This is a genomic window from Micromonospora sp. B9E7 (assembly GCF_039871815.1).
GTDB lineage: Bacteria > Actinomycetota > Actinomycetes > Mycobacteriales > Micromonosporaceae > Micromonospora.
Genome location: NZ_JBDPLX010000030.1, coordinates 19,397 through 39,902, shown reverse-complemented (window position 1 = coordinate 39,902; position 20,506 = coordinate 19,397). Strand labels below are relative to the sequence as shown.

The 20,506-nt window shown below is 72.2% G+C and carries 15 protein-coding genes; 10 read left to right on the top strand and 5 right to left on the bottom strand.

All coding sequences use genetic code 11. The features are described from left to right. Positions 1-33 precede the first annotated feature (33 nt). Together ppc and ABGB10_RS31075 are read right to left on the bottom strand one after the other, a co-directional pair. The gene (gene ppc, locus ABGB10_RS31080) at positions 34-2,820 is read right to left on the bottom strand and encodes a phosphoenolpyruvate carboxylase (RefSeq protein ID WP_347664544.1); all 2,787 of its coding nucleotides are present in this window, start codon (positions 2,818-2,820) and stop codon (positions 34-36) included. 192 nt (positions 2,821-3,012) lie between these two features. Continuing rightward, on the bottom strand, positions 3,013-4,053 hold the full coding sequence (locus ABGB10_RS31075; protein ID WP_347664543.1) for a hypothetical protein: 1,041 nt from the start codon (positions 4,051-4,053) through the stop codon (positions 3,013-3,015). Between the two features lie 71 nt (positions 4,054-4,124). Here ABGB10_RS31075 and ABGB10_RS31070 point away from each other — a divergent pair, with 71 nt between their 5' ends. Continuing rightward, the gene (locus ABGB10_RS31070; RefSeq protein WP_347664542.1) at positions 4,125-5,165 is read left to right on the top strand and encodes a S66 peptidase family protein; all 1,041 of its coding nucleotides are present in this window, start codon (positions 4,125-4,127) and stop codon (positions 5,163-5,165) included. A gap of 177 nt (positions 5,166-5,342) precedes the next feature. On the opposite strand, the gene ABGB10_RS31065 is transcribed toward ABGB10_RS31070, so the two are convergent. Then, complete coding sequence (locus tag ABGB10_RS31065; protein WP_347664541.1) at positions 5,343-6,257, bottom strand: cyclase family protein; 915 nt, start codon at positions 6,255-6,257, stop codon at positions 5,343-5,345. Positions 6,258-6,871: 614 nt separating this feature from the next. Between ABGB10_RS31065 and mfd the strand changes: the two genes are divergently transcribed. The 4 genes from mfd (at position 6,872) to ABGB10_RS31045 (ending at position 14,269) form a co-directional block, all read left to right on the top strand. Then, a complete protein-coding gene (gene mfd, locus ABGB10_RS31060) occupies positions 6,872-10,522 on the top strand; it encodes a transcription-repair coupling factor (protein WP_347664540.1) in 3,651 nt (1,216 codons plus the stop codon). Between the two features lie 277 nt (positions 10,523-10,799). Next, on the top strand, positions 10,800-11,552 hold the full coding sequence (locus ABGB10_RS31055) for a hypothetical protein (RefSeq protein ID WP_347664539.1): 753 nt from the start codon (positions 10,800-10,802) through the stop codon (positions 11,550-11,552). Between the two features lie 2 nt (positions 11,553-11,554). Next, positions 11,555-12,541, top strand: a complete 987-nt coding sequence (locus ABGB10_RS31050; RefSeq protein WP_347664538.1) for a nucleoside triphosphate pyrophosphohydrolase — start codon at positions 11,555-11,557, stop codon at positions 12,539-12,541. Between the two features lie 108 nt (positions 12,542-12,649). Then, positions 12,650-14,269 carry a DUF885 domain-containing protein gene (locus tag ABGB10_RS31045; RefSeq protein WP_347664537.1) on the top strand — a complete coding sequence of 540 codons (1,620 nt, stop codon included), beginning with the start codon at positions 12,650-12,652 and terminating at the stop codon, positions 14,267-14,269. Positions 14,270-14,326: 57 nt separating this feature from the next. On the opposite strand, the gene nudC is transcribed toward ABGB10_RS31045, so the two are convergent. Next, the gene (gene nudC, locus ABGB10_RS31040) at positions 14,327-15,223 is read right to left on the bottom strand and encodes an NAD(+) diphosphatase (protein ID WP_347664536.1); all 897 of its coding nucleotides are present in this window, start codon (positions 15,221-15,223) and stop codon (positions 14,327-14,329) included. Next, on the bottom strand, positions 15,220-15,912 hold the full coding sequence (locus ABGB10_RS31035) for a hypothetical protein (protein WP_347664535.1): 693 nt from the start codon (positions 15,910-15,912) through the stop codon (positions 15,220-15,222). Before ABGB10_RS31035 ends, nudC begins: the two co-directional genes overlap by 4 nt. A 213-nt stretch (positions 15,913-16,125) precedes the next feature. Here ABGB10_RS31035 and eno point away from each other — a divergent pair, with 213 nt between their 5' ends. From eno to ABGB10_RS31010, 5 genes are all read left to right on the top strand, one after another. After that, complete coding sequence (gene eno / locus ABGB10_RS31030) at positions 16,126-17,409, top strand: phosphopyruvate hydratase (protein WP_347664534.1); 1,284 nt, start codon at positions 16,126-16,128, stop codon at positions 17,407-17,409. 79 nt (positions 17,410-17,488) lie between these two features. After that, entirely contained in the window at positions 17,489-18,127 is a 639-nt protein-coding gene (locus ABGB10_RS31025) for a septum formation initiator family protein (RefSeq protein ID WP_347664585.1), read from the top strand. Positions 18,128-18,221: 94 nt separating this feature from the next. Then, positions 18,222-18,779, top strand: coding sequence for a DUF501 domain-containing protein (locus tag ABGB10_RS31020; protein ID WP_347664533.1), 558 nt, complete (start codon positions 18,222-18,224; stop codon positions 18,777-18,779). Continuing rightward, on the top strand, positions 18,776-19,297 hold the full coding sequence (locus tag ABGB10_RS31015; protein ID WP_347664532.1) for an amino-acid N-acetyltransferase: 522 nt from the start codon (positions 18,776-18,778) through the stop codon (positions 19,295-19,297). The genes ABGB10_RS31020 and ABGB10_RS31015 overlap by 4 nt, the downstream gene beginning before the upstream one ends. A gap of 109 nt (positions 19,298-19,406) precedes the next feature. Next, the gene (locus tag ABGB10_RS31010) at positions 19,407-20,354 is read left to right on the top strand and encodes a Ppx/GppA phosphatase family protein (protein WP_347664584.1); all 948 of its coding nucleotides are present in this window, start codon (positions 19,407-19,409) and stop codon (positions 20,352-20,354) included. Positions 20,355-20,506 lie beyond the last annotated feature (152 nt).

Genomic DNA, 20,506 nt, shown 5'->3' with positions numbered 1-20,506 from the left:
ACAGCGACCGGGGCCCGTTCTCGTACCCGCTGATCAGCCGGTGTTACGCATTCCGGCGGCGATGCCGTTCACCGTGGTGAGCAGCGCCCGCTCCAGGGCGGTGCCGTCGTTCGGCGCGCGTCGACCGCCCGGGGCGGTGGCCACCGCCCGTCCGGCGGCACCGGACTCCCGGTACTGCCGCAGCAACGCCACCTGGAGGTGGTGCAACGGCTCCAGGTAGGTGTCGCGGACGGCCAGGGTGCGCTGGAGCACCGGCGAGTTCTCCAGCAGTGCGGGCGAGGCGGTGACCGCCAGCAGCTCCCGCTTGGTCAGCTCGTACTCCTGCTCGATCTGCTCGAAGATCGGGTGCAGCTTCTTCGGCACCAGGGTCTCCACGTACCGGCGGGCGATGTTCAGGTCGGTCTTGGTCACCATCATCTCGACGTTCGACAGGAACGTGCGGAAGAAGTGCCAGTTGCGGTGCATCTCGGCCAGCACGTCGGCCAGGCCGGCCTCGCGCGCGGCGGCCAGCCCGGAGCCGACACCGAACCAGCCCGGCACGATCTGTCGGGTCTGCGTCCAGCCGAACACCCACGGGATCGCCCGCAGACCGGACAGGCCCGCGCCGGTGTTCGGGCGCTTCGCCGGCCGGGAGCCGATGTTCAGCGCGCCGAGCAGTTCGGTGGGTGTGGACGCCCAGAAGTACGCCGGCAGGTCCGGGTCCTCGACGAGGGTCCGGTAGGAGCGGAACGCGGACTCGGAGACCACGTCCATCGTCGCGTCCCAGCGCTCCAACATCTCGGCCGGCTGCCGGGGTGCGGTGTGCAGCAGGGTCGCCTGGAGCACCGCCGCGAGGGTGAGCTCCAGATTCTCCCGGGCCAGGGACGGCAGGGTGTACTTGTCGGAGATCACCTCGCCCTGCTCGGTCACCTTGATCGCGCCGTCCATCGTCCCGTACGGCTGGGCCAGGATCGCCTCGTGCGTCGGCCCGCCGCCGCGCCCGACCGTGCCGCCCCGGCCGTGGAACAGCCGCAGGTGCACCCCGTGCCGGGCGGCCACGTCACGCAGCGCGCGTTGCGCCCGGTGGATCGACCACTGGCTGGTGGTGATCCCGGCCTCCTTGTTCGAGTCGGAGTAGCCGAGCATCACCTCCTGCACGTCGCCCCGGGCGGTCACCAGCGCCCGGTACGCGGGCAATGACAGCAGTTCGTCGAGGAGTTCACCGCCGGAGTTCAGCTCGGCCGGGGTCTCCAGCAGCGGCACGAACCCGATCCGGGCCCGCCCGCTGTGCACGTCCACCAGGCCGGCCTCGCGGGCCAGCACCACAGCGGCCAGCACGTCGTCGACGCCCAGGGTCATCGAGATGATGTACGACTCGATCACCTCGCCGCCGAACCGGTCCTGTGCCTCCCGGATGGTCCCGAACACGTCGAACGTCTTGCGGGCCGGCTCGGACAGCGAAGTGTCCACGGTGGACAGTGGGCGGCGGCCGGTCAGCTCGTCGGCGAGCAGCTTGGTGCGCTCCAGCCGGGTCAGCGCCGGGTAGTCGGAGACCTCGCCGACCGCCTCGTAGAGCTGGGCGAGCACCGCGTGGTGCGCCTCGGCGTGCTCCCGGACGTCCATGGTCGCCAGGTGCAGACCGAACGCGGAGACCGTACGGATGGTGGAGGCCAGCCGGCCGACGGCGGTGAGCTGCCCGGAGTTGCGGGCCAGCGAGGCGCGCAGCAGGTCGAGGTCGGCGATCAGCTCGGCGGAGCCGCGGTAGTCGCGCCCCGGCACGTGCGCGGTGCCCTGGCGCAGCCGTTGCCGGGTGTTGGCGAGCTTCGCCTTCACGCAGCGCGCCTTGAGCCGGTACGGCTCCTCCGCGTTGACCCGACGGAACCGCGTCGCCACCTCGGGCAGCGCGTCCAGGTCGGCGGCGAGGCTGGCGGACAGGTCCAGGGACACCCCGCGCAGCCGGCGGGAGACCGAGACCTCGTTGATCAGGTGGTCCATCGCCTTCTCGGTCGCCGCGATGCCGTGCTCGTGCTGGATGGTCAGCACCTCGCGGGTGACCGCCGGGGTGACGAACGGGTTGCCGTCGCGGTCGCCGCCGATCCAGGTCCCGAAGCTCAGCGGCCGGGCCGTCGGCGAGGTCTCCACGCCGAGGGTACGCAGCGTGTCGGCCAGGTCGTCGAGCACCTGCGGGGCGGCCTCGGCGTACAGGTCGCGCAGGTAGTAGATGGCGTTACGGGCCTCGTCGGTCGGGTCCGGCCGGTCGAGCCGCAGCTCGTCGGTCTGCCACATCAGGTCCAGCAGCTCGGCCAGGCGGCGGTTGGCGGGGCCCTCGTCGCTGGCGCCGTAGAGGATCGCGTTGGCCGTCTCGGCGTCCAACTCGTCGGCGATGGCCCGCAGCTTGGAGAGGATCGAGCGGCGGGCCGCCTCGGTCGGGTGCGCGGTGAAGACCGGTCGGACCGCCAACCGACGTGCCGCGTTGGCGATCTCCTCGGCCGGTACCCCACGCTCGGCGATCATCTTGGCGGCCTGGTCCAGCCACCCGCCCTGCACCGCGCGGCGGCGGCGCAGATCCCGCGCGCGGTGCACCTGCTCGGTGATGTTGGCCAGGTGGAAGTAGGTGGAGAAGGCTCGGGCCAGCTTGGTGCCGGTGGTCACGTCGAGCCCACCGAGACGCTGGGCGGCCGCCGGGGCATCGGTGCGGACCTGGGCGCGGATCTCCTCGACGAGGTCGAGCAGCGGGCGACCCTCCTGGCGGGCCAGGGTCTGCCCGAGCAGGGTGCCGAGTCGACGGATGTCGGCCCGCAGCGCGGCGTCCGGGCCGTCGTGGTCGTGCTGATCGGTCACGATGCGCTCCCTTACGTGGTGACGAAGGACAGCGCTGTCCGACTTACTGGATGGTATCCGCGCGCGCCGGATGTGCGGAGGGCCCCCGGGTGATCCACCGGCTCCGGGTCGGCGTTTCCGGCGTGATCTCAGCCACCGTCCTCGACCGGCACCCGGCCCGAAATGGCGTGGTCCACGGTCAGGAAGACCTGGTCAAGGGCTCGGAGCGGGCTGTTCCGGGGCCGGCTGGCCGGGGGTGGCGGCCCGGCGACCGCGGACGACGCTGGCGCTGACCAACCCGACCATGCCGACGACCGCCCAGAGCGCGAGCGCGATCGCGGGCCAGCCGGCCGATCGCCAGTCGAAGTACACCGCCGCCTTGGTGAGGTCGTTGGCGAGCCCGGGGATGTTCCACCGGTGCATGCCGCGCAGCACCCCGGGCAGGAACTCGGGCGCGTAGATGCCGCCCGAGCCGGGGTTGCCGAGCACCACCAGCAGCAGGATGACCAGCGCGGTGCCCGCGACGCCGAGCCAACCCTGGATGGCGCTGGCGAACATCGCGGCGGCGAAGACGGCCAGCGCGCCGATCGCGGCGATCGTCGGCACGTCGTGATGCCAGATGTCCAGGACCGGCCCGACCACGATCGCGCCGGCGATGCCGAGCAGCACGCTGTAGACCGCCAGGGCCGCGATGCGAAGTCCAGCCCGCCGTGCCGTGCGCGGGGTGGTGCCGGCGGAGATCCCGAGCACGGTCGAGGCCAGGTAGCCGCCGAGGACGTACCCGACGTTCAGATAGAAGGGCACCACCCCGCGCGGGTCGGCCGAGGTGACCGGCACCCGGTCGACGACCTGTAACGGGGTGCCGGTGCGGGTGGCGGCGGTGCTGAGGACCTCCCTGATCGCGCTGGTGGCGGAGGGGCCGGATGCGCTCGCGACCGTCAGACGCAGGCCGCTGTCCGGGCCGGTGCTGAGCACCGCGTACACCGCGCGGCTGAGCAGGCCGTCCTCGGCGGCGGTCGTGTCGTCGTACTCGACGGGTTTGAGGATGGTGGTCTGGTCGCGCACGGCGTCGAGCGTCGCCCGCGCGCGTTGGTCGCTGGCGACGACGCCGATCGGCAGGTCGCGGGGTGTGGGTTGGTGCAGTGCTCCGACGTAGGCCGCGATGAACGCGGTGGCCAGCGCGAGCGTGCCGATGAGCAGCCCGATGCTGCGCGGCGCCCAGTCACGGTCGCGCTTTTGCGGTGCTTCATCCACATCAAGAGCCTAATGTCCGTTCAAGGAACAGCAGGACCGAAACCAGTTGGCCGCACGGATAGCCTTCGATCATGGGGACACTGATCTATCCACCCAAACCGCAGCCGGGGGACCGGGTCGCGGTCGTCTCACCCTCCGCCGGCCTGCCGGGCCTCTTCCCCCACGTGTACGAGTTGGGGCTGCGCCGGCTGCGCGAGGAGTTCGGCGTGGAGCCGGTGGAGTACCCGACCACCCGGGTCATGGGTGCGGACCCGCGCGACCGAGCCCGCGACCTGACCGCCGCGTTCGCCGACCCGAGCATCACCGCAGTGCTCGCCACGGTCGGCGGCGACGACCTGATCACGGTCACCCCGCACCTCGACGACGACGTGCTGCGGGCCAACCCCAAGCCCTACTTCGGGTACTCGGACAACACGAACATGCTCAACCACCTGTACCGGCTGGGCATCGTCGCGTACCACGGCGGGTCGGTGCTGGTGCACCTCGGTCGGCCGGGCGCGCCGCACCCGTTGACCTTCGACTCGCTGCGCGCCGCGCTCTTCAGCACCGACTGGTACGAGTTGACACCCGCGTCCACCTGGGGTGACCGGCCGAACCCGTGGACCGAACCGGAGACGCTGGCCTACGAGCCGGAGATGCTACCCGGCGAGGGTTGGCGCTGGCAGGGGCCGCAGCGGGTGGTTCGGGGGCGTACCTGGGGTGGCTGCCTGGAGATCCTGCACTGGCTGATGGCTACCGACCGGGTGCCGAGCGCCGACGAACTGGCCGGTTCCGTGCTGGTCTTCGAGACCTCCCAGGAGATGCCCAGCGCCCAGGAGGTGTTCCGGATCGTGCGGAACATGGGGGAGCGGGGCCTGCTCGCCGCCTTCCCGGCCATCATCGTCGGCCGCCCCAAGGCGTGGGATTTCGACAAACCGCTGTCGGTGCCGGAACGGCAGGCCTGGGGCGAGGCCCAGCGGGAGGCGATCACGCGTGCGCTCGCGCCGTACCAGCCGGACGCGGTGGTGGTCTTCGACGTCGACCTCGGCCACACCGACCCGCAGGTGATCATCCCGTACGGCGGGGAGATCCAGGTGGACGCCGTCGAGCGCAGGATTTCGGTGCGCTACTGACCCGTCCGGGTGGTGGCGCGAGGGGACCAGGGAAGTGTGGTCGCCGCACCTCCCCGATGTCTCCCGGGTTGCGTGGCGTCGGGTTGTGTGGCGTCGGGTTCGTGGCGTCGCGCTTCGTGTCGCCGTGCGCGGCGTCGGGTTCGTGGCGTTGGGGTGCGTGGCGTCGGGTTCGTGGCGTCAGGGGTTGACGACGGCGAAGGCGCGGACCGGGAAGGTGCCCATGCCGGCCACCATCGGCGGGGCCGCGGTGAACCGGAAGCCGGCCGGCGGCAGCGCGTCCAGGCCGGTCAGGTGTTCCACGATCGGGATGCCGGCGGCGAGCAGCGTGCTGTGCGCGGGGCGTTCACCGCCGGCCGTCGGGCTCATCTCGTCGATATTGATCGAGTCGATGCCGACCAGGACCGCACCGGCGTCGACCAAGGCCCGGGCGGCGTCCCCGGTCAGGTGCGGCGCCTCCGCCGCGCCGTACCGCTCGGTGCCGAAGTGCACATCCCACCCGGTGTGCAGCAGCACCGCGCACCCGGCCACCTCATATGGGGCGAGCATCAGCCGATCCACGGCTCGGGTGCCGGCCGGCACCCGGACCACCACCCCGGGTAGGTCGGCGAGGCGGTCCAGCGACACCCCGGTCAGGTCGTCTGCACCTGCCCAGCGGTGGGCGGGCGTGTCCACGTACGTGCCGGTGTTGGCGATCAGGTCGATCCGCGCCACGTGGAACTCGGTGCCCGGCGCGTACCGGTCCCGGGACGCCGCGAACGTCAGCCAGTCGCTGACCCGGGGCCTCGGCCAGCCGGGCAGGGTGGTCATCCCGTCGCTGATCACGTGGCTCAGCTCGATCAGTCTGCGGCCGGGCGTGGGCTGGCCGACGGCTACGCCCCGGCCACCCTTGTGCGGCTCCTCGATGATCGACTTCGCGCTGATCCGAACCTCGGCGACCATCAACAGCCCGAGGTGACGGACGAACACCGCCGCCAGCTCGTCGTCGGTGATCTCCTGCCCCGGGATGTCCAGCCGAAATCCCTCGGTGCGCAGCCCGCCGCCGTTGGCGAAGCTCACCTCCGCGTCGAACTGTGCCCGCCACTGCTCGCCCATTCCCCAACCCGAACACGCCGGTCGGCGCCGGTCAAGATCCGCGAGTCACCACGGCAGCCCGGGTGTGCCCGGCGGGATCCGCGCGCTCGGCCCGGGGGATCCGCGCGCTCGGCCCGGGGGATCCGCGCGCTCGGCCCGGGGGATCCGCGCGCTCGGCCCGGGGGCTCCGCCGCCCAAGATCCGCGCAACATCGCTGAAGTTGCTGCCTCAGCGCGCGGCGATGCAGCACTTTCCCCGATGTTGCGCGGATCTTGGGCTGGGTGGTCCGGTGCGGAGCGTCGCGGTGGGGTCTTGGCCCCAAGATCGTGCTTGTTCGTTGTTGTAGTGGTGTCGGCGCGTTGGTGAGGCCACTACTTCCTGGTTCGAGCACGATCTTGGGCGCGGGGCGCGGGGCGCGGGGCGCGGGGCGCGGGGCGCGGGGCGCGGGGCGCGGGGCGCGGGGCGCGGGGCGTAGGGCGCGGGGCGCGAGGCGCGGGGCGCGAGGCGCGACGGGTCGGACCTGGGCGGAAGAGGGTGTGTGTCGGTGGACGGGGATAGGCTGGTTCTCGTGCACCCCCCGTCCGGCTGGACGAGGGGCCGCCGTCGTGTGCGTCGACTCCCCTGGAAGTGATCACATGCTCACCGGTCTGTTCTCCGCCGCCCTGGCCGACCCCGGGCTGACCCGGGCGCGTGACCTGGCGCGCTCCGGTGCCGCCCAGGTCGACGGCCTCGACATCACCGCCCCGGCGGCGCTGCGCCCGTTCGCGGTCGCCGCCGTCGCGGCCGACCCCGACGGCACCGCAGGTGGGGCCGGGCGACCGGTGCTGGCGGTGACCGCCACCACCCGGGAGGCCGACGACCTGGCCGCCGCGCTGGGTGGGTTGCTGCCGGCGGAGCAGGTAGTCGTCTTCCCCTCCTGGGAGACGCTGCCGCACGAGCGGCTGTCGCCCCGCTCGGACACGGTGGGTCGGCGGCTGGCCGTGCTGCGCCGGTTGGCGCACCCGGAGGCCACCGACGCGCACGGCGGCACCGGGCCGCTGCGAGTGGTCGTGGCCCCGGTCCGTTCGCTGCTCCAGCCGCAGCTCAAGGGGCTCGGTGATCTGGAGCCGGTGCAGCTCGCCGCCGGCGAGGAGGCGGATCTCGAAGAGGTCGCCCGCCGGTTGATCGACATGGCGTACGCCCGGGTCGACCTGGTCACCAAGCGCGGCGAGTTCGCCGTACGCGGCGGCATCCTCGATGTCTTCCCGCCGACCGACGAGCACCCGTCCCGGGTCGAGTTCTGGGGCGACGAGGTCGAGGAGATCCGCACCTTCGCCGTCGCCGACCAGCGGACCATCGAGCAGGTGCCGCTGCTGTGGGCGCCGCCCTGTCGTGAGCTGCTGCTCACCCCGTCGGTCCGCGACCGGGCCGCCGCGCTCGCCGAGCAGCACCCCGAGTTGGCCGAGATCCTCGACAAGCTGGCCGAGGGCATCCCGGTGGAGGGGATGGAGTCGCTGGCGCCGGTGCTGGTCGGCCCCGACTCACTGGAACTGCTGTTGGACGCGATGCCGTCCGGCACCCACGTGCTGCTGTGCGACCCGGAGCGGATCCGCACGAGGGCGCACGACCTGGTGCGTACCTCGGAGGAGTTTCTCCAGGCCAGCTGGGCCGCCGCCGCGGTCGGCGGCCAGGCCCCGGTGGACGTCGGCGCCGCCGCCTTCCGCACCCTCGGCGAGGTGCGCGCCGCCGCGGGCAAGCTCGGCCAGCCGTGGTGGACGCTGTCCCCGTTCGGCCTGGTGGAGGCGGAGACGGCTGAGACCCGGCAGCCCTGGGAGGACGCGCCGGAGCAGGCCGCCGTCACCCCGGACGACGCCATCGCGGTGACCCTCGGCGCTCAGCCGGCCCCGCTGTACCACGGCGAGACCAGCCGGGTGGTCGACGATCTCAAGCGCTGGGCCGGCGAGGGTTGGTCGATCGCGCTCGTGTTCGAGGGGCACGGCCCTGCCCAGCGGGCGGTGGAGGTGCTGCGTGACGCCGGGCTGGGCGCCCGGTTGACCGAGGAGGTGCCGACCGCACCGGTCCCGGGCGAGCTGGTGGTCACCTGCGGGGCGCTGAGCAGCGGCTTCGTCGACGAGGCATCCCGTTTCGTGCTGTTGACCGGAAACGACGTGACCGGCGGCCGGGGTACGTCGACCCGGGACATGCGCAAGATGCCGAGCCGGCGGCGCAACACCATCGACCCGCTGGAGTTGAAGGCCGGCGACCACGTGGTGCACGAGCAGCACGGCATCGGCCGTTACGTCGAGCTGGTGCAGCGCACCGTCAACGGCGCCAGCCGCGAATACCTCGTGATCGAGTACGCGGCCAGCAAGCGTGGGCAGCCCGGCGACCGGCTGTTCGTCCCCACCGACCAGCTCGACCAGCTCTCCCGTTACGTGGGCGGGGAGCAGCCGACGCTGCACAAGATGGGCGGCTCGGACTGGCAGAAGTCCAAGGCCCGGGCCCGTAAGGCGGTCCGGGAGATCGCCGCGCAGCTGATCCAGCTCTACGCCGCCCGCAAGGCGTCCAAGGGTCACTCGTTCGGCCCGGACACCCCGTGGCAGCGGGAGCTGGAGGACGCCTTCCCCTGGCAGGAGACGCCGGACCAGCTCGCCGCGATCGACGAGGTCAAGCGGGACATGGAGCAGACGGTCCCGATGGACCGGCTGATCTGCGGTGACGTGGGCTACGGCAAGACCGAGATCGCGGTCCGGGCGGCGTTCAAGGCCGTGCAGGACGGCAAGCAGGTGGCGGTGCTGGTGCCGACCACGCTGCTGGTGCAGCAGCACTACAACACGTTCGCCGAGCGGATGAGCCAGTTCCCGGTGCAGATCCGGCAGCTGTCGAGGTTCCAGACCCCGAAGGAGACCGAGCGGACGCTGGAGATGGTCGCCGACGGCACCGTCGACATCGTCATCGGCACCCACCGCCTGTTGCAGACCGCCACCCGGTTCAAGCAGTTGGGTCTGGTGATCGTCGACGAGGAGCAGCGCTTCGGTGTCGAGCACAAGGAGCACCTGAAGACGCTGCGCGCGTCCGTCGACGTGCTCAGCATGTCGGCCACCCCGATCCCGCGCACCCTGGAGATGGCGATCACCGGCATCCGGGAGATGTCCACCATCGCCACCCCGCCGGAGGAGCGGCACCCGGTGCTCACCTTCGTCGGCGCGCAGGACGACCGGCAGGTGGCCGCGTCCATCCACCGCGAGTTGCTCCGCGACGGGCAGGTCTTCTACCTGCACAACCGGGTCGAGTCGATCGACCGGGCGGCGCGGCGGCTGCGGGAGTTGGTGCCCGAGGCGCGGGTCGCGGTGGCGCACGGCCAGATGGGCGAGGAGGCCCTGGAGAAGGTCATGGTCGGCTTCTGGGAGAAGGAGTTCGACGTCCTGGTCTGCACCACGATCGTCGAGTCGGGCATCGACATCCCGAACGCCAACACGCTGATCGTGGAGCGGGCCGACCTGCTCGGCCTGGCCCAGCTGCACCAGATCCGGGGCCGGGTCGGCCGGGGCCGGGAGCGGGCGTACGCCTACTTCCTCTACCCGCCGGAGAAGCCGCTCACCGAGCACGCCCACGAGCGGCTGGCGACCATCGCCCAGCACACCGAGCTGGGCGCCGGCATGTACGTGGCGATGAAGGACCTGGAGATCCGGGGCGCCGGCAACCTGCTCGGTGGCGAGCAGTCCGGGCACATCGAGGGTGTCGGCTTCGACCTGTACGTGCGGATGGTCGGCGAGGCGGTCTCCGCGTTCAAGGGCGAGCGGCCGGAGGAGGAGGTCGATGTCAAGATCGATCTGCCGGTCGACGCGCACCTGCCGCACGACTACGTGAGTGTGGAACGGCTGCGCCTGGAGATGTACCGCAAGCTCGCCGAGGCCCGCGACGAGGACCGGCTCCGTGAGGTGGTCGCCGAGATGACCGACCGGTACGGCGAGCCTCCGGCCCCGGTGCAGAACCTGGTGGAGGTGGCCCGGTTCCGCCTGCTGGCCCGTCGCTACGGCCTGACCGACGTGTCCATGCAGGGCAAGCACGTCCGGTTCGGCCCGCTGCCGCTGCCGGATTCGAAGCAGTTGCGGCTCAAGCGCTACCACCCGGATGCCGTCTACAAGCAGGCCACCGACCAGGTCAGCGTGCCCCGGCCGACCACCCGCCGGATCGGCGGCGAGCCGCTGCGCGACCAGGCGCTGTTGCAGTGGTGCGCGCAGCTGCTCTCCGATGTGCTCGGTGCCCCCGCGCCCGCAGCGGCGACGGCGACAGCGACGGCCTGACCCCGACGGCGACGGCCTGACCCCGACGGGGCGACGGCCTGACCCCGACGGCGACAGCGACGGCCTGACGGCGACAGCGACGGCCTGACGGCTACGGCGACGGCCCGACGGCGACGGCCTGAGCTGGCGGCGAAAGCCAGAGCCGGAGCCGGACGGCTCGCCGACCAGGACGGTGCCCGGTCGTCGCCGGCAGCGTCCTGGTCGCGCCGTGGCACGAGGGAGCGCGGGCGGTGGGGGGAGTCACAGCGACGTGTCCTGCCGTGAGAGAGTGACCGTCATGCGTGCTCGCCGTCTTGTCGCCGTCGCCAGCGTGGCGGTCGGTCTCATCGCCCTCTCCGGTTGTCGTGCCGAGCCCGGCATCGCCGCCTACATCGGTGACCACCGCATCACCGATGAGCGGGTCGCCGCCGTGCTGAAGGACCTGCGCGACAAGAACCCGGAGCAGCCCGCCGCAGGCCAACCCGGCCAGCCTGCGCCGAAGCCGGCCGGGCCGGCCGAGGTGGCCAGCGTGCTGGTGCTGGGCGAGGTGTGCAAGCAGGTCTCCGCCGAGAAGAACTACCAGCCGCGTGGCCAGGTGGCTGCCGACCAGGTCGCCCAGGCTCTCCAGCTGACGACTGACACGGAGTACGTGCAGCAGGTGTCCTCCCTCTACACCTGCCTGTCCGGGGTGCCGTCCGAGCCGGCCCCGCCAACCGAGCAGGAGATGAAGACCCTGATCGCGGTGGGCCGCGAGGCGGGCCAGATTCCCGCCACGATGAGCGACGACGAGGCCGTCCGCCAGCTCGACGGCGACCAGTTGCGTGGTGCGCTGGCGACCCGACGGTCGTTGGTCGAGGCGGTCGAGCGCTACGACGTGACGGTCAGCCCCCGGTACCGCCCGTTGGAGTTCCCGGTGCTCAGCTTCCCCGGTGACATTCCCGCCGTGAGTGTGCCGCTGGGCGAGCCGGGCTCCGACATGGTCACCGACATCTCCACCCCGGAGTCGGCCGAGTCCCCCGCCACTCCCGACGCCGAGGGCACGGCCAGCTGAACATGACGGCACGGATCGTCCTGCTGGTCACGTCGCCCCGGCTGCCGGCCGGCCTGCTGACGGCAGCGGCCTGGGACGTCGTACGCCAGCACCCGGTGTTGACCGGCGCGGAGAGCGAGTTGGCCACGGCGGTGCGCCAGGCGGGCGCCGAGGTCGTCGTGGTGGACGGTCCGGCGACGCAACGACTGCTGGACACCGTGGCCGCACACGGTACGGCGGTCTGGTTGGCCGGCCCGGCCGGCGACGAGGCTCTTGCCCGGGAGCTGGGTCTGCGGCTGGCGCGGGAGCCAGGGTTGGCCGAGATGGAGCTGATGTACGGCTCGTGGGATCCGCCGGGTGCGCGTCTGCTCGACGCGGTGGCCGTGCTGGACCGGCTGGCCTCGCCGGGTGGTGACCCGTGGAAGCGCGCGCAGACGCACCGCAGCCTCGCCGGTTACCTGCTGGAGGAGAGCTACGAGGCGTACGACGCGATCGACGCCGACGACACCGACGCGTTGCGTGAGGAGTTGGGCGACGTCCTCCTGCAGGTGGTGTTGCACGCGCGGCTCGCCGAGGAGTTGCCCGAGGGTGAGCGGTGGACCATCGACGACGTGGCCGGTGGCCTGGTCGACAAGATGATCCGGCGCAACCCGCACGTCTTCGCGGGCGCGGAGGCGGGCACGCTGGAGGAGATCACCGAGAACTGGGAGCGGATCAAGCGCGCCGAGAAGGCTCGGAAGTCGGTGCTGGACGGCGTCGCGGTGAGCCAGCCTGCGCTCGCGCTGGCCACGCAGATCCTGGCCCGCGCCGCCCGCGCAGGCATGGGTGTGCCACCCCCACTGGCGGACACCCAGGTGGACGCCGAAGCGAGACTGGGCGCGAGTCTCCTGGCAACGGTGGCCGCAGCCCGAGAGGCGGGCATCAACCCGGAGGCGGCCCTGCGCCGCACCACTCTCGCCTACGCCGAAGCCCTCCGGGCCGCCGAACCCCCACCCGCAGACCCGCGTTGACCATGAAGTTGTTGCCACGACACGCCGAGGCGGACGGCAACAACTTCATGATCGACGGAACGGGCGTAACCGGCGGCGTCGTCGGGGGTGGTCGGTAGGGTGGGCCGGGTGGAAGCGTTTGGAGTGCTGGCCGAGCGGGTTGTCGAGGCGTTGCTGGAGTCTCGGCCGGGGGTTGCCACCTCGGCGGGGGATCACCGGTTCGACGACCGGCTTCCTGATCTGTCCGCCGACGCGCTGGCGGCCGATCGGGAGATGCTCTCCGACGCGGCCAACGCGCTGTCCGAACTGGACCCGGACTCGCTCGACGTGGACGAGCAGGTCGACCACGCGTTGCTCACCTCCTTCGTGGACCGGGAGCTGTTCGAGCTGACCGAGATCCGGTCGCACGAGTGGGATCCGCTGCGGCACAATCCCGGCCCGCTCCTGCACGCGCTGCTGGCCCGCCCGTACGCTCCGGCGGAGGTGCGACTGACCCAACTGGCCGGTCGGCTCGCGGCCGTACCGGACGCCCTCGCCACCGCCCGCGCGACGTTGCGCGACATGCCGCGGATCCACGCGGAGACGGCGGTCGGGCAGTTCGCCGGCACGGCCGCGTTGATCCGCGACGAGCTACCGCCGCTGCTCGCCCAGGCGCCGAGCACCCTCGACCGGGTCGAGCCGGCCGCCACCGCGGCGATCGCCGCGATCGAGGAGTTCGTCGCGTGGCTGCGCGCCGGCCTGGCCGCCGACGTGGGCCCCGGGCGTGACCCCCGGCTGGGCCGCCGCCGCTGGGAGGCCCGGCTCTGGCACACCCTGGACACCGAGTTGGGCGCCGCCGAGATCCAGCGTCGCGCCTGGGCCAACCTGGACCGGGTCACCGCGGAGATCCGCGAGGCGGCCGTCGAGCTGGTCGGTGGCCCGGCCGACGACGCGGCGGTACGCCGGGCGCTGGACCTGCTCGCCGCCGAGCACCCGAACGACGCCACCATCGTCGAGCTGGCCGGGGTGACCCTGGACGAGGCGACCGACTTCGTCCGCGCGCACGACCTGGTCACCCTGGTCGACGACCGGTGCGTGATCCAGGAGATGCCGGAGTTCGCCCGGGGTGTCGCGGTGGCCTACTGCGACGCGCCCGGCCCGCTGGAAACCGCTGCCGTGCCGACCTTCTACTGCATCGCGCCCACCCCGGCGGACTGGCCGGCGCAGCGGGTCGAGTCGTTCTACCGCGAGTACAACGACCACATGATCCGCAATCTGACTGTGCACGAGGCGATGCCGGGTCACTTCCTCCAGCTCGCCCACGCCCGCCGCTACGTCGGTGGCACCCGGGTCCGCGCGCTGGCCGAGTCCGGCCCGTTCATCGAGGGCTGGGCGGTCTACGCGGAGGAGTTGATGACGGGCCTCGGCTTCGGCGGCCTGCCGGTGCGGTTGCAGCAGCTCAAGATGCAGCTCCGGATGACCATCAACGCGCTGCTCGACCAGTTGGTGCACGCCGAGGACCTGCCCGAGGCCGAGGCGATGGCGTTGATGACCGGGCGCGGCTTCCAGGAGGAGGGCGAGGCGGCCGGCAAGTGGCGTCGGGCGTTGCTCACCTCCACCCAGCTCTCCACCTACTTCGTCGGGTACAGCGAGGTCGCCGAGATCGCCGCCGCCCGACCGGACGGGGTGTCGGTGCGCGACTGGCACGACGCGATGCTCTCCCACGACTGCCCGCCCCCGCGCCATCTGCGCACCCTGCTCGGCGTCTGAGGAGACCGCCGGCCCGCGCACCAGAGATCCGCACCCGCGCCGAGCGCCGCGCGGGGTTCAGCGCCGAGCGGCGGTCACCGTCGCGTCGATCAGCCAGCGCGAGATGGAGTACGCGGGCGGCAGTTCCGCCGGCAGCGCATCCACGCCGAACCACCGAGCCTCGGTCAGTTCCCGGCCGTCGACCACCGGCTCGGCGTGCGGGTCGGCGGCACGGGCAGTGAAGCCGGCGAGCAGCACGCCGGGGCCGGAGATCGCCCACGGCTGGCTGCCGAAGTACGCCAGTCGGTCGACGGACAACCCGACCTCCTCGCCGACCTCCCGGTGCACCGCCGCCTCCAGGGTCTCGCCGGCCTCGACGAAGCCGGCCACGAGTGCCCACAGGCCGGTCGGTCCGCTGGCGTGTCGGACCAGCAGCAGCTCGTCGGCGCGACCGGCCGGTCCGGGCCGGGTGATCGCCACCAACACCGCGGCGGAGAGCTGCATCGGGACGTACAGGCCGCAGTCGGGGCACCGCCGGGCCGTCTCGCCCGGCTTGTCGGCCAGCTCGGCCCGGCAGGCGCCACACCACCGGTGGGTACGCCGCCAGGTGATCACCGCCAACGCCCGGCCGGCGAGCGTGGCGTGCGGTTCCGGCACCTCGGCGGCGAGCGACGCCCAGCCACGCGCCCGGCCGGGCAGAGGGTCGGCGGTGCTGAGATCGGTGGCCCAGGCGGGCACCCCGTCGAGAGTGCCCAGCGGCACCCAGTCGGTGTCGGCGGGCAGGTCGGCGACGCGGAGTGGTCGGCCGTCGGCGTCGGTCAGCAGCTTCGCGCCGGTGACCGGTAGGGCCAGGTCACCGGCGGCGGGCAGCCGCCCCCGCTCGACCCCGGGCTGGAAACCGGCGGGTCGTGCCGCGGACGCCGAGCCGCCGGACGCGGGTTTGTCCAGCCCCGGCCCGGCCGCCGGGCCGGTCACGACCCTCCCGGGCGGCTGTCCACGACGTCGGCACCGGCCGGCGGGTCGAACGCGGCCTTGTCCACGGTCGCGGAGTAGCGGCTCAGCGCCAGCTCCATCGGCTTGCCGTCGACCGGTCCGGTGAAGCTGCCGAGCACGCCCTCCGTGGTGACGCAGGCGGTGAAGTCACCGGAGGAGCTCTGCACCTCCACACAGGCGGCGTGGTGTCCGGCGATGGTGGTGTCGCTCTGCTTGACGACCGCCTGCGGGTCGAGGGCGGCGGCGGTGAGCAGCCCGACCACCACCGGCGGTGTGACAAGCCCCTGCTGCTTGGCCTCTCCGAAGAGAGTCACGGTGGGCTTGCTGCCTGGGGTGGGCGGGGTGGCCAGGGTGCACTCCGGCCGGGCGCCGGTCGTCGTGCACCGGGTGATCGCCTCCGGGGTGACGGTGAGTCGCCCGCCCGGATACGTGTACGCGGAGCGGGCCGGGTCCTGCGCCTGCACGATCGCGGCGCTCTGGCCACCGGGCAGCTGGTAGTCGGCCGAGTAGGTCAACTCCAACGCCCGGTCGAGTCGGGCGGCGACGTCGTTGACGAGTTCCGAGCGACCCATGGCGACTCCGGCGTCCTCGAATGTCTGACAGCCAGTGACCGTGAGCGACGCGATGACCGACACGGCGAGCATGCGGAGGGTGGTCGAGGCGGCGGGCATGCCGACCAGCCTGGTGGATCTGGTCCGCGCAGCGCAAACCCGTTGCCGGTTGACGCCCGGAAATCCGGGAATGTCCGTCAGCGCGGGGCGACTCGGGTGCGCGGGCGACGCCGTGCCCTTTCCCGTGGCCCGATACGCTGCGTTCAACACCTGCCTCAGCCGCACCGTCGCGGCCCACCCACGGACCGGATCACAACAACGAGGAGCGACTCAGTGGCAACCATCGAGGGAATCGTCGCCCGGGAGATTCTCGACTCGCGGGGCAACCCCACGGTCGAGGTCGAGGTCGGCCTGGACGACGGCACGGTGGCTCGCGCCGCGGTGCCCTCCGGCGCCTCCACCGGCGCGTTCGAGGCGATCGAGCTGCGCGACGGTGACGCCGACCGCTACCAGGGCAAGGGCGTGGAGAAGGCGGTCTCCAACGTCGAGGACAAGATCGTCGACCAGATCATCGGGTACGAGGCCAGCGAGCAGCGGCTCATCGACCAGAAGATGCTCGACATCGACGGCACCGACAGCAAGTCGGAGCTGGGCGCGAACGCGATCCTCGGGGTCTCCCTGGCGGTGGCGAAGGCCGCTGCCGGCAGCGCCGAGTTGAGCCTCTTCCGCTACCTGGGCGGCCCGAACGCGCACCTCCTGCCGGTGCCGATGATGAACATCCTCAACGGTGGCGCGCACGCCGACTCGAACGTCGACATCCAGGAGTTCATGATCGCGCCGATCGGCGCGCCCACCTTCCGGGAGGCGCTGCGCTCGGGCGCGGAGGTCTACCACGCCCTGAAGTCGGTGCTGAAGAAGAAGGGCCTGTCGACGGGCCTCGGTGACGAGGGTGGCTTCGCACCGAACCTGCCGACGAACGCGGCGGCCCTGGACCTGATCGCCGAGGCGGTCGAGAAGGCCGGCTACCGGCTCGGCACCGACATCGTGTTCGCGCTCGACGTGGCGGCCACCGAGTTCTTCGAGAACGGCACCTACACCTTCGAGGGTGCCGCGAAGTCCGCCGAGGACATGAGCACCTACTACACCAAGCTGGCCGACGAGTACCCGATCGTGTCGATCGAGGACCCGCTGGCCGAGGACGACTGGAGCGGCTGGCAGACGCTGACCGCGTCGATCGGTGACCGGGTGCAGATCGTCGGCGACGACCTGTTCGTCACCAACCCGCAGCGCATCGCCCGCGGCATCGCGGAGAAGTCCGCGAACGCGGTCCTGGTCAAGGTCAACCAGATCGGCTCGCTGACCGAGACCCTGGACGCGGTGGACCTCGCCCACCGGGCCGGCTTCAAGTGCATGATGAGCCACCGCTCCGGCGAGACCGAGGACACCACCATCGCCGACCTGGCGGTCGCCACCGGTTGTGGCCAGATCAAGACCGGTGCGCCGGCCCGCTCCGACCGCGTCGCCAAGTACAACCAGCTGCTCCGGATCGAGGAGGAGCTGGCCGACGCGGCGCGCTACGCGGGTGCCGGCGCGTTCCCGCGCTACCGTTCGGCCTGAGACGCTGCCGGGAAGCCCCACCGCAGGGGCTTCCCGACAAACTCCGTAACGCACGAAGCCTCGGGGGAGGGGTGTGACGATGCAGCAGCGCCGCACACCGGGTGGTCAGCGTCCCGCCCGCCGGCCGGGTCAGTCCGGTCGGCCGGGCGTCGGCCGCTCCACACGGGGATCGGTGCGGGAGGCCGGCGTACGCGCCGAACCCCGTGCCGCGGCTGGTCGGGCACCGGGTGCCGCCCGGGGGACCGAGGGCGTGCGCTCGGCGAATCGTCCGGCCGCCGCTCGGCGTACCGCCGCAGGTGGTTCCGTCAAGCGGCTCGCCGCGCCCCACCCCCGTCGTTTCACCGGTCGGGCCACCGTGCTGTTCGCGGTCCTGATCGCGCTCGCGCTGGCCTACACGTACCCGGTCCGGGTCTACCTGGACCAGCAGGCCGACATCGAGCGGATGGAGGCGGCCCAGGCGGCGCAGGAGGCGGAGATCGCCAAGCTCACCGCCGAGGCGGCCAACTGGAAGGACCCGGCGTACATCAAGACGCAGGCTCGGGAGCGGTTCTTCATGGGCGAGCCGGGCGAGAAGATGATGGTGGTGCTGTACGACCCGGAGGGCGCGGCCCGGGACGCCGGGAAGTCCGGTTCGACACCCCCGGCGGGGCCGACCACCTGGTACGACACGCTCTGGTCGAGCGTGCGGGCAGCCGACAGCCAGCAGCCGGGCAAGTGAACCACCCCCGAGCGTTAGGAAGGGCCCCTTCCTATACCGCAGGCGTTAACAAGGGGCCCTTCCTTATCGGCCGACCAGCACGACTGGAGTATCCGTGACTGTCGTACCACCGTCGGAGCCGGCGGCGGACTCCGTACCCCTGCCGCAGCGCGAGCCGGCCACCGAGGCCGACCTGGCCGCGGTGGCCGCGCAGCTGGGCCGCGCGCCCCGGGGCACCCGGGCGGTCGCCCACCGGTGTCCGTGCGGCCTTCCGGACGTGGTGGAGACGACCCCCCGCCTGGCCGACGGCACCCCGTTCCCGACGCTCTACTACCTGACCTGCCCCCGGGCCACCGCGGCGTGCAGCCGGCTGGAGTCGGCGGGGCTGATGAAGGAGATGGCGGACCGGCTGACGACCGACCCTGAGTTGGCCGCCCACTATCGCGCCGCGCACGAGGACTACCTGGCCCGTCGAGAGGCGATCGGCGAGGTGCCGGAGATCGCCGGCATCTCGGCCGGCGGGATGCCCGGCCGGGTGAAGTGCCTGCACGTGCACCTGGGGCACGCGCTGGGCGCCGGCCCCGGGGTCAACCCGTTCGGCGACGAGACGTTGGAGCTGGTCGAACCCTGGTGGGCGGCTGGCCCGTGCGTGGACGTGCCGGCGGGCGAGTGAGCGCGCAGACTGCGGATCAGATCACGGTGCGGCGGGCCCGCACCGGGGACGTCCGGGGCATCCGGCGACTGGTGGACACCTACACCGACGACCGGCGGCTGCTGAGCAAGGCCACCGTCACCCTCTACGAGGACGTGCAGGAGTTCCGGGTCGCGGTTCGCGACGACGACGGCGTCGTGGTGGGCTGCGGCGCGCTGCACGTCATGTGGGAGGACCTGGCCGAGATCCGTACGGTCGCGGTGGATCCGTCGTGTCGTGGTCAGCGGATCGGGCACCGGCTGGTGGGCGAGCTGATCGACGCGGCCCGGGAGTTGGGCGTGGCCCGGATCTTCGTGCTCACCTTCGAGACGCAGTTCTTCGGCGCGTTCGGCTTCCGGGAGATCGACGGCGCACCGGTGCCGCAACCCGTGTACGAGCAGCTGCTGCGCTCGTACGACGAGGGTGTCGCGGAGTTCCTGGACCTGGAGCGGGTCAAGCCGAACACGCTGGGTAACACCCGGATGCTGCTGCGCCTGTAGTCAGGTCGGTGGGTGTCAGCTCGACGCGGAGGCTAGGGCAGGCGGTCGCCGTGCCAGACCGCGGGCCGGTCACCCGTCCTGCCGTAAGGTTGCTGCCGTGACGACGCGTGTGGCGGCCATCGACTGTGGGACCAACTCGATCCGACTGTTGGTCGCCGACCTGCCCGACGACTCGGCCGGGTCGCCGGCGGCGCCGCTGGTCGACCTGACCCGACGGATGGAGATCGTCCGGCTCGGTGAGGGTGTGGACCGCACCGGTCGGCTGGCGCCGGAGGCGATCGAGCGGACCCGGGTGGCGCTGGCGTCGTACGCCGCCGACATCGAGAAGCTGGGCGCGGAGCGGGTTCGCATGTGTGCCACCTCGGCCTCCCGGGACGCCGCCAACGCGGCCGACTTCACCGAGATGGTGCAGCGCACCCTCGGTGTCGCGCCCGAGGTGGTCACCGGCGACGAGGAGGCCCGGCTGTCGTTCACCGGTGCGGTGCGCGGGCTGCCGGCCGACGCGAAGGCGCCCTTCCTGGTGGTCGACATCGGCGGTGGTTCCACCGAGTTCGTGGTCGGTGACCGGGAGGCCGGGGTGCGCGCGGCGATCTCGGTGGACATCGGCTGTGTCCGGATGACCGAGCGGCACCTGCCCGGTGACCCTCCGACGGCCGAGCAGGTCGCTGCCGCGCAGGCCGACATCGCGGCCGCGGTGGACCGGGCGCTCGCCGTGGTGCCCGGTCGCGAGGCGGCCACCCTGGTCGGCCTCGCCGGGTCGGTCACCACCGTGGTCGCCATCGCGCAGGGCCTTCAGGAGTACGACCCGGAGCGCATCCACCACGCGCGGGTGTCGTACGAGGCGGTCGCCCAGGTGACGGCGGATCTGCTGGGTCAGACCCGTGCGCAGCGGTTGGCGAACCCGGTGATGCACCCGGGCCGGGCCGACGTGATCGGCGCGGGCGCGCTGGTGCTTCGCGTGATCATGGAGCGGGCCGGGATGCCGTCGGTGGTCGCCTCGGAGCACGACATCCTCGACGGCATCGCCTGGAGCCTCCAGCCAGCCACCGCGCGCTAGCAGGCTTGATCAACTCGCCTTCATGGAAGTCGCGGTGTCCGAGTGCCTCGGATGCCCCGACTTCCTGAAAATCGAGTCGATCGACGTCCGGCCCTGCGGGGTTTCGCTTCAGCGCGTGCCGCGTGCCGCGATCGCTTCGCCCGGCGTGTTGG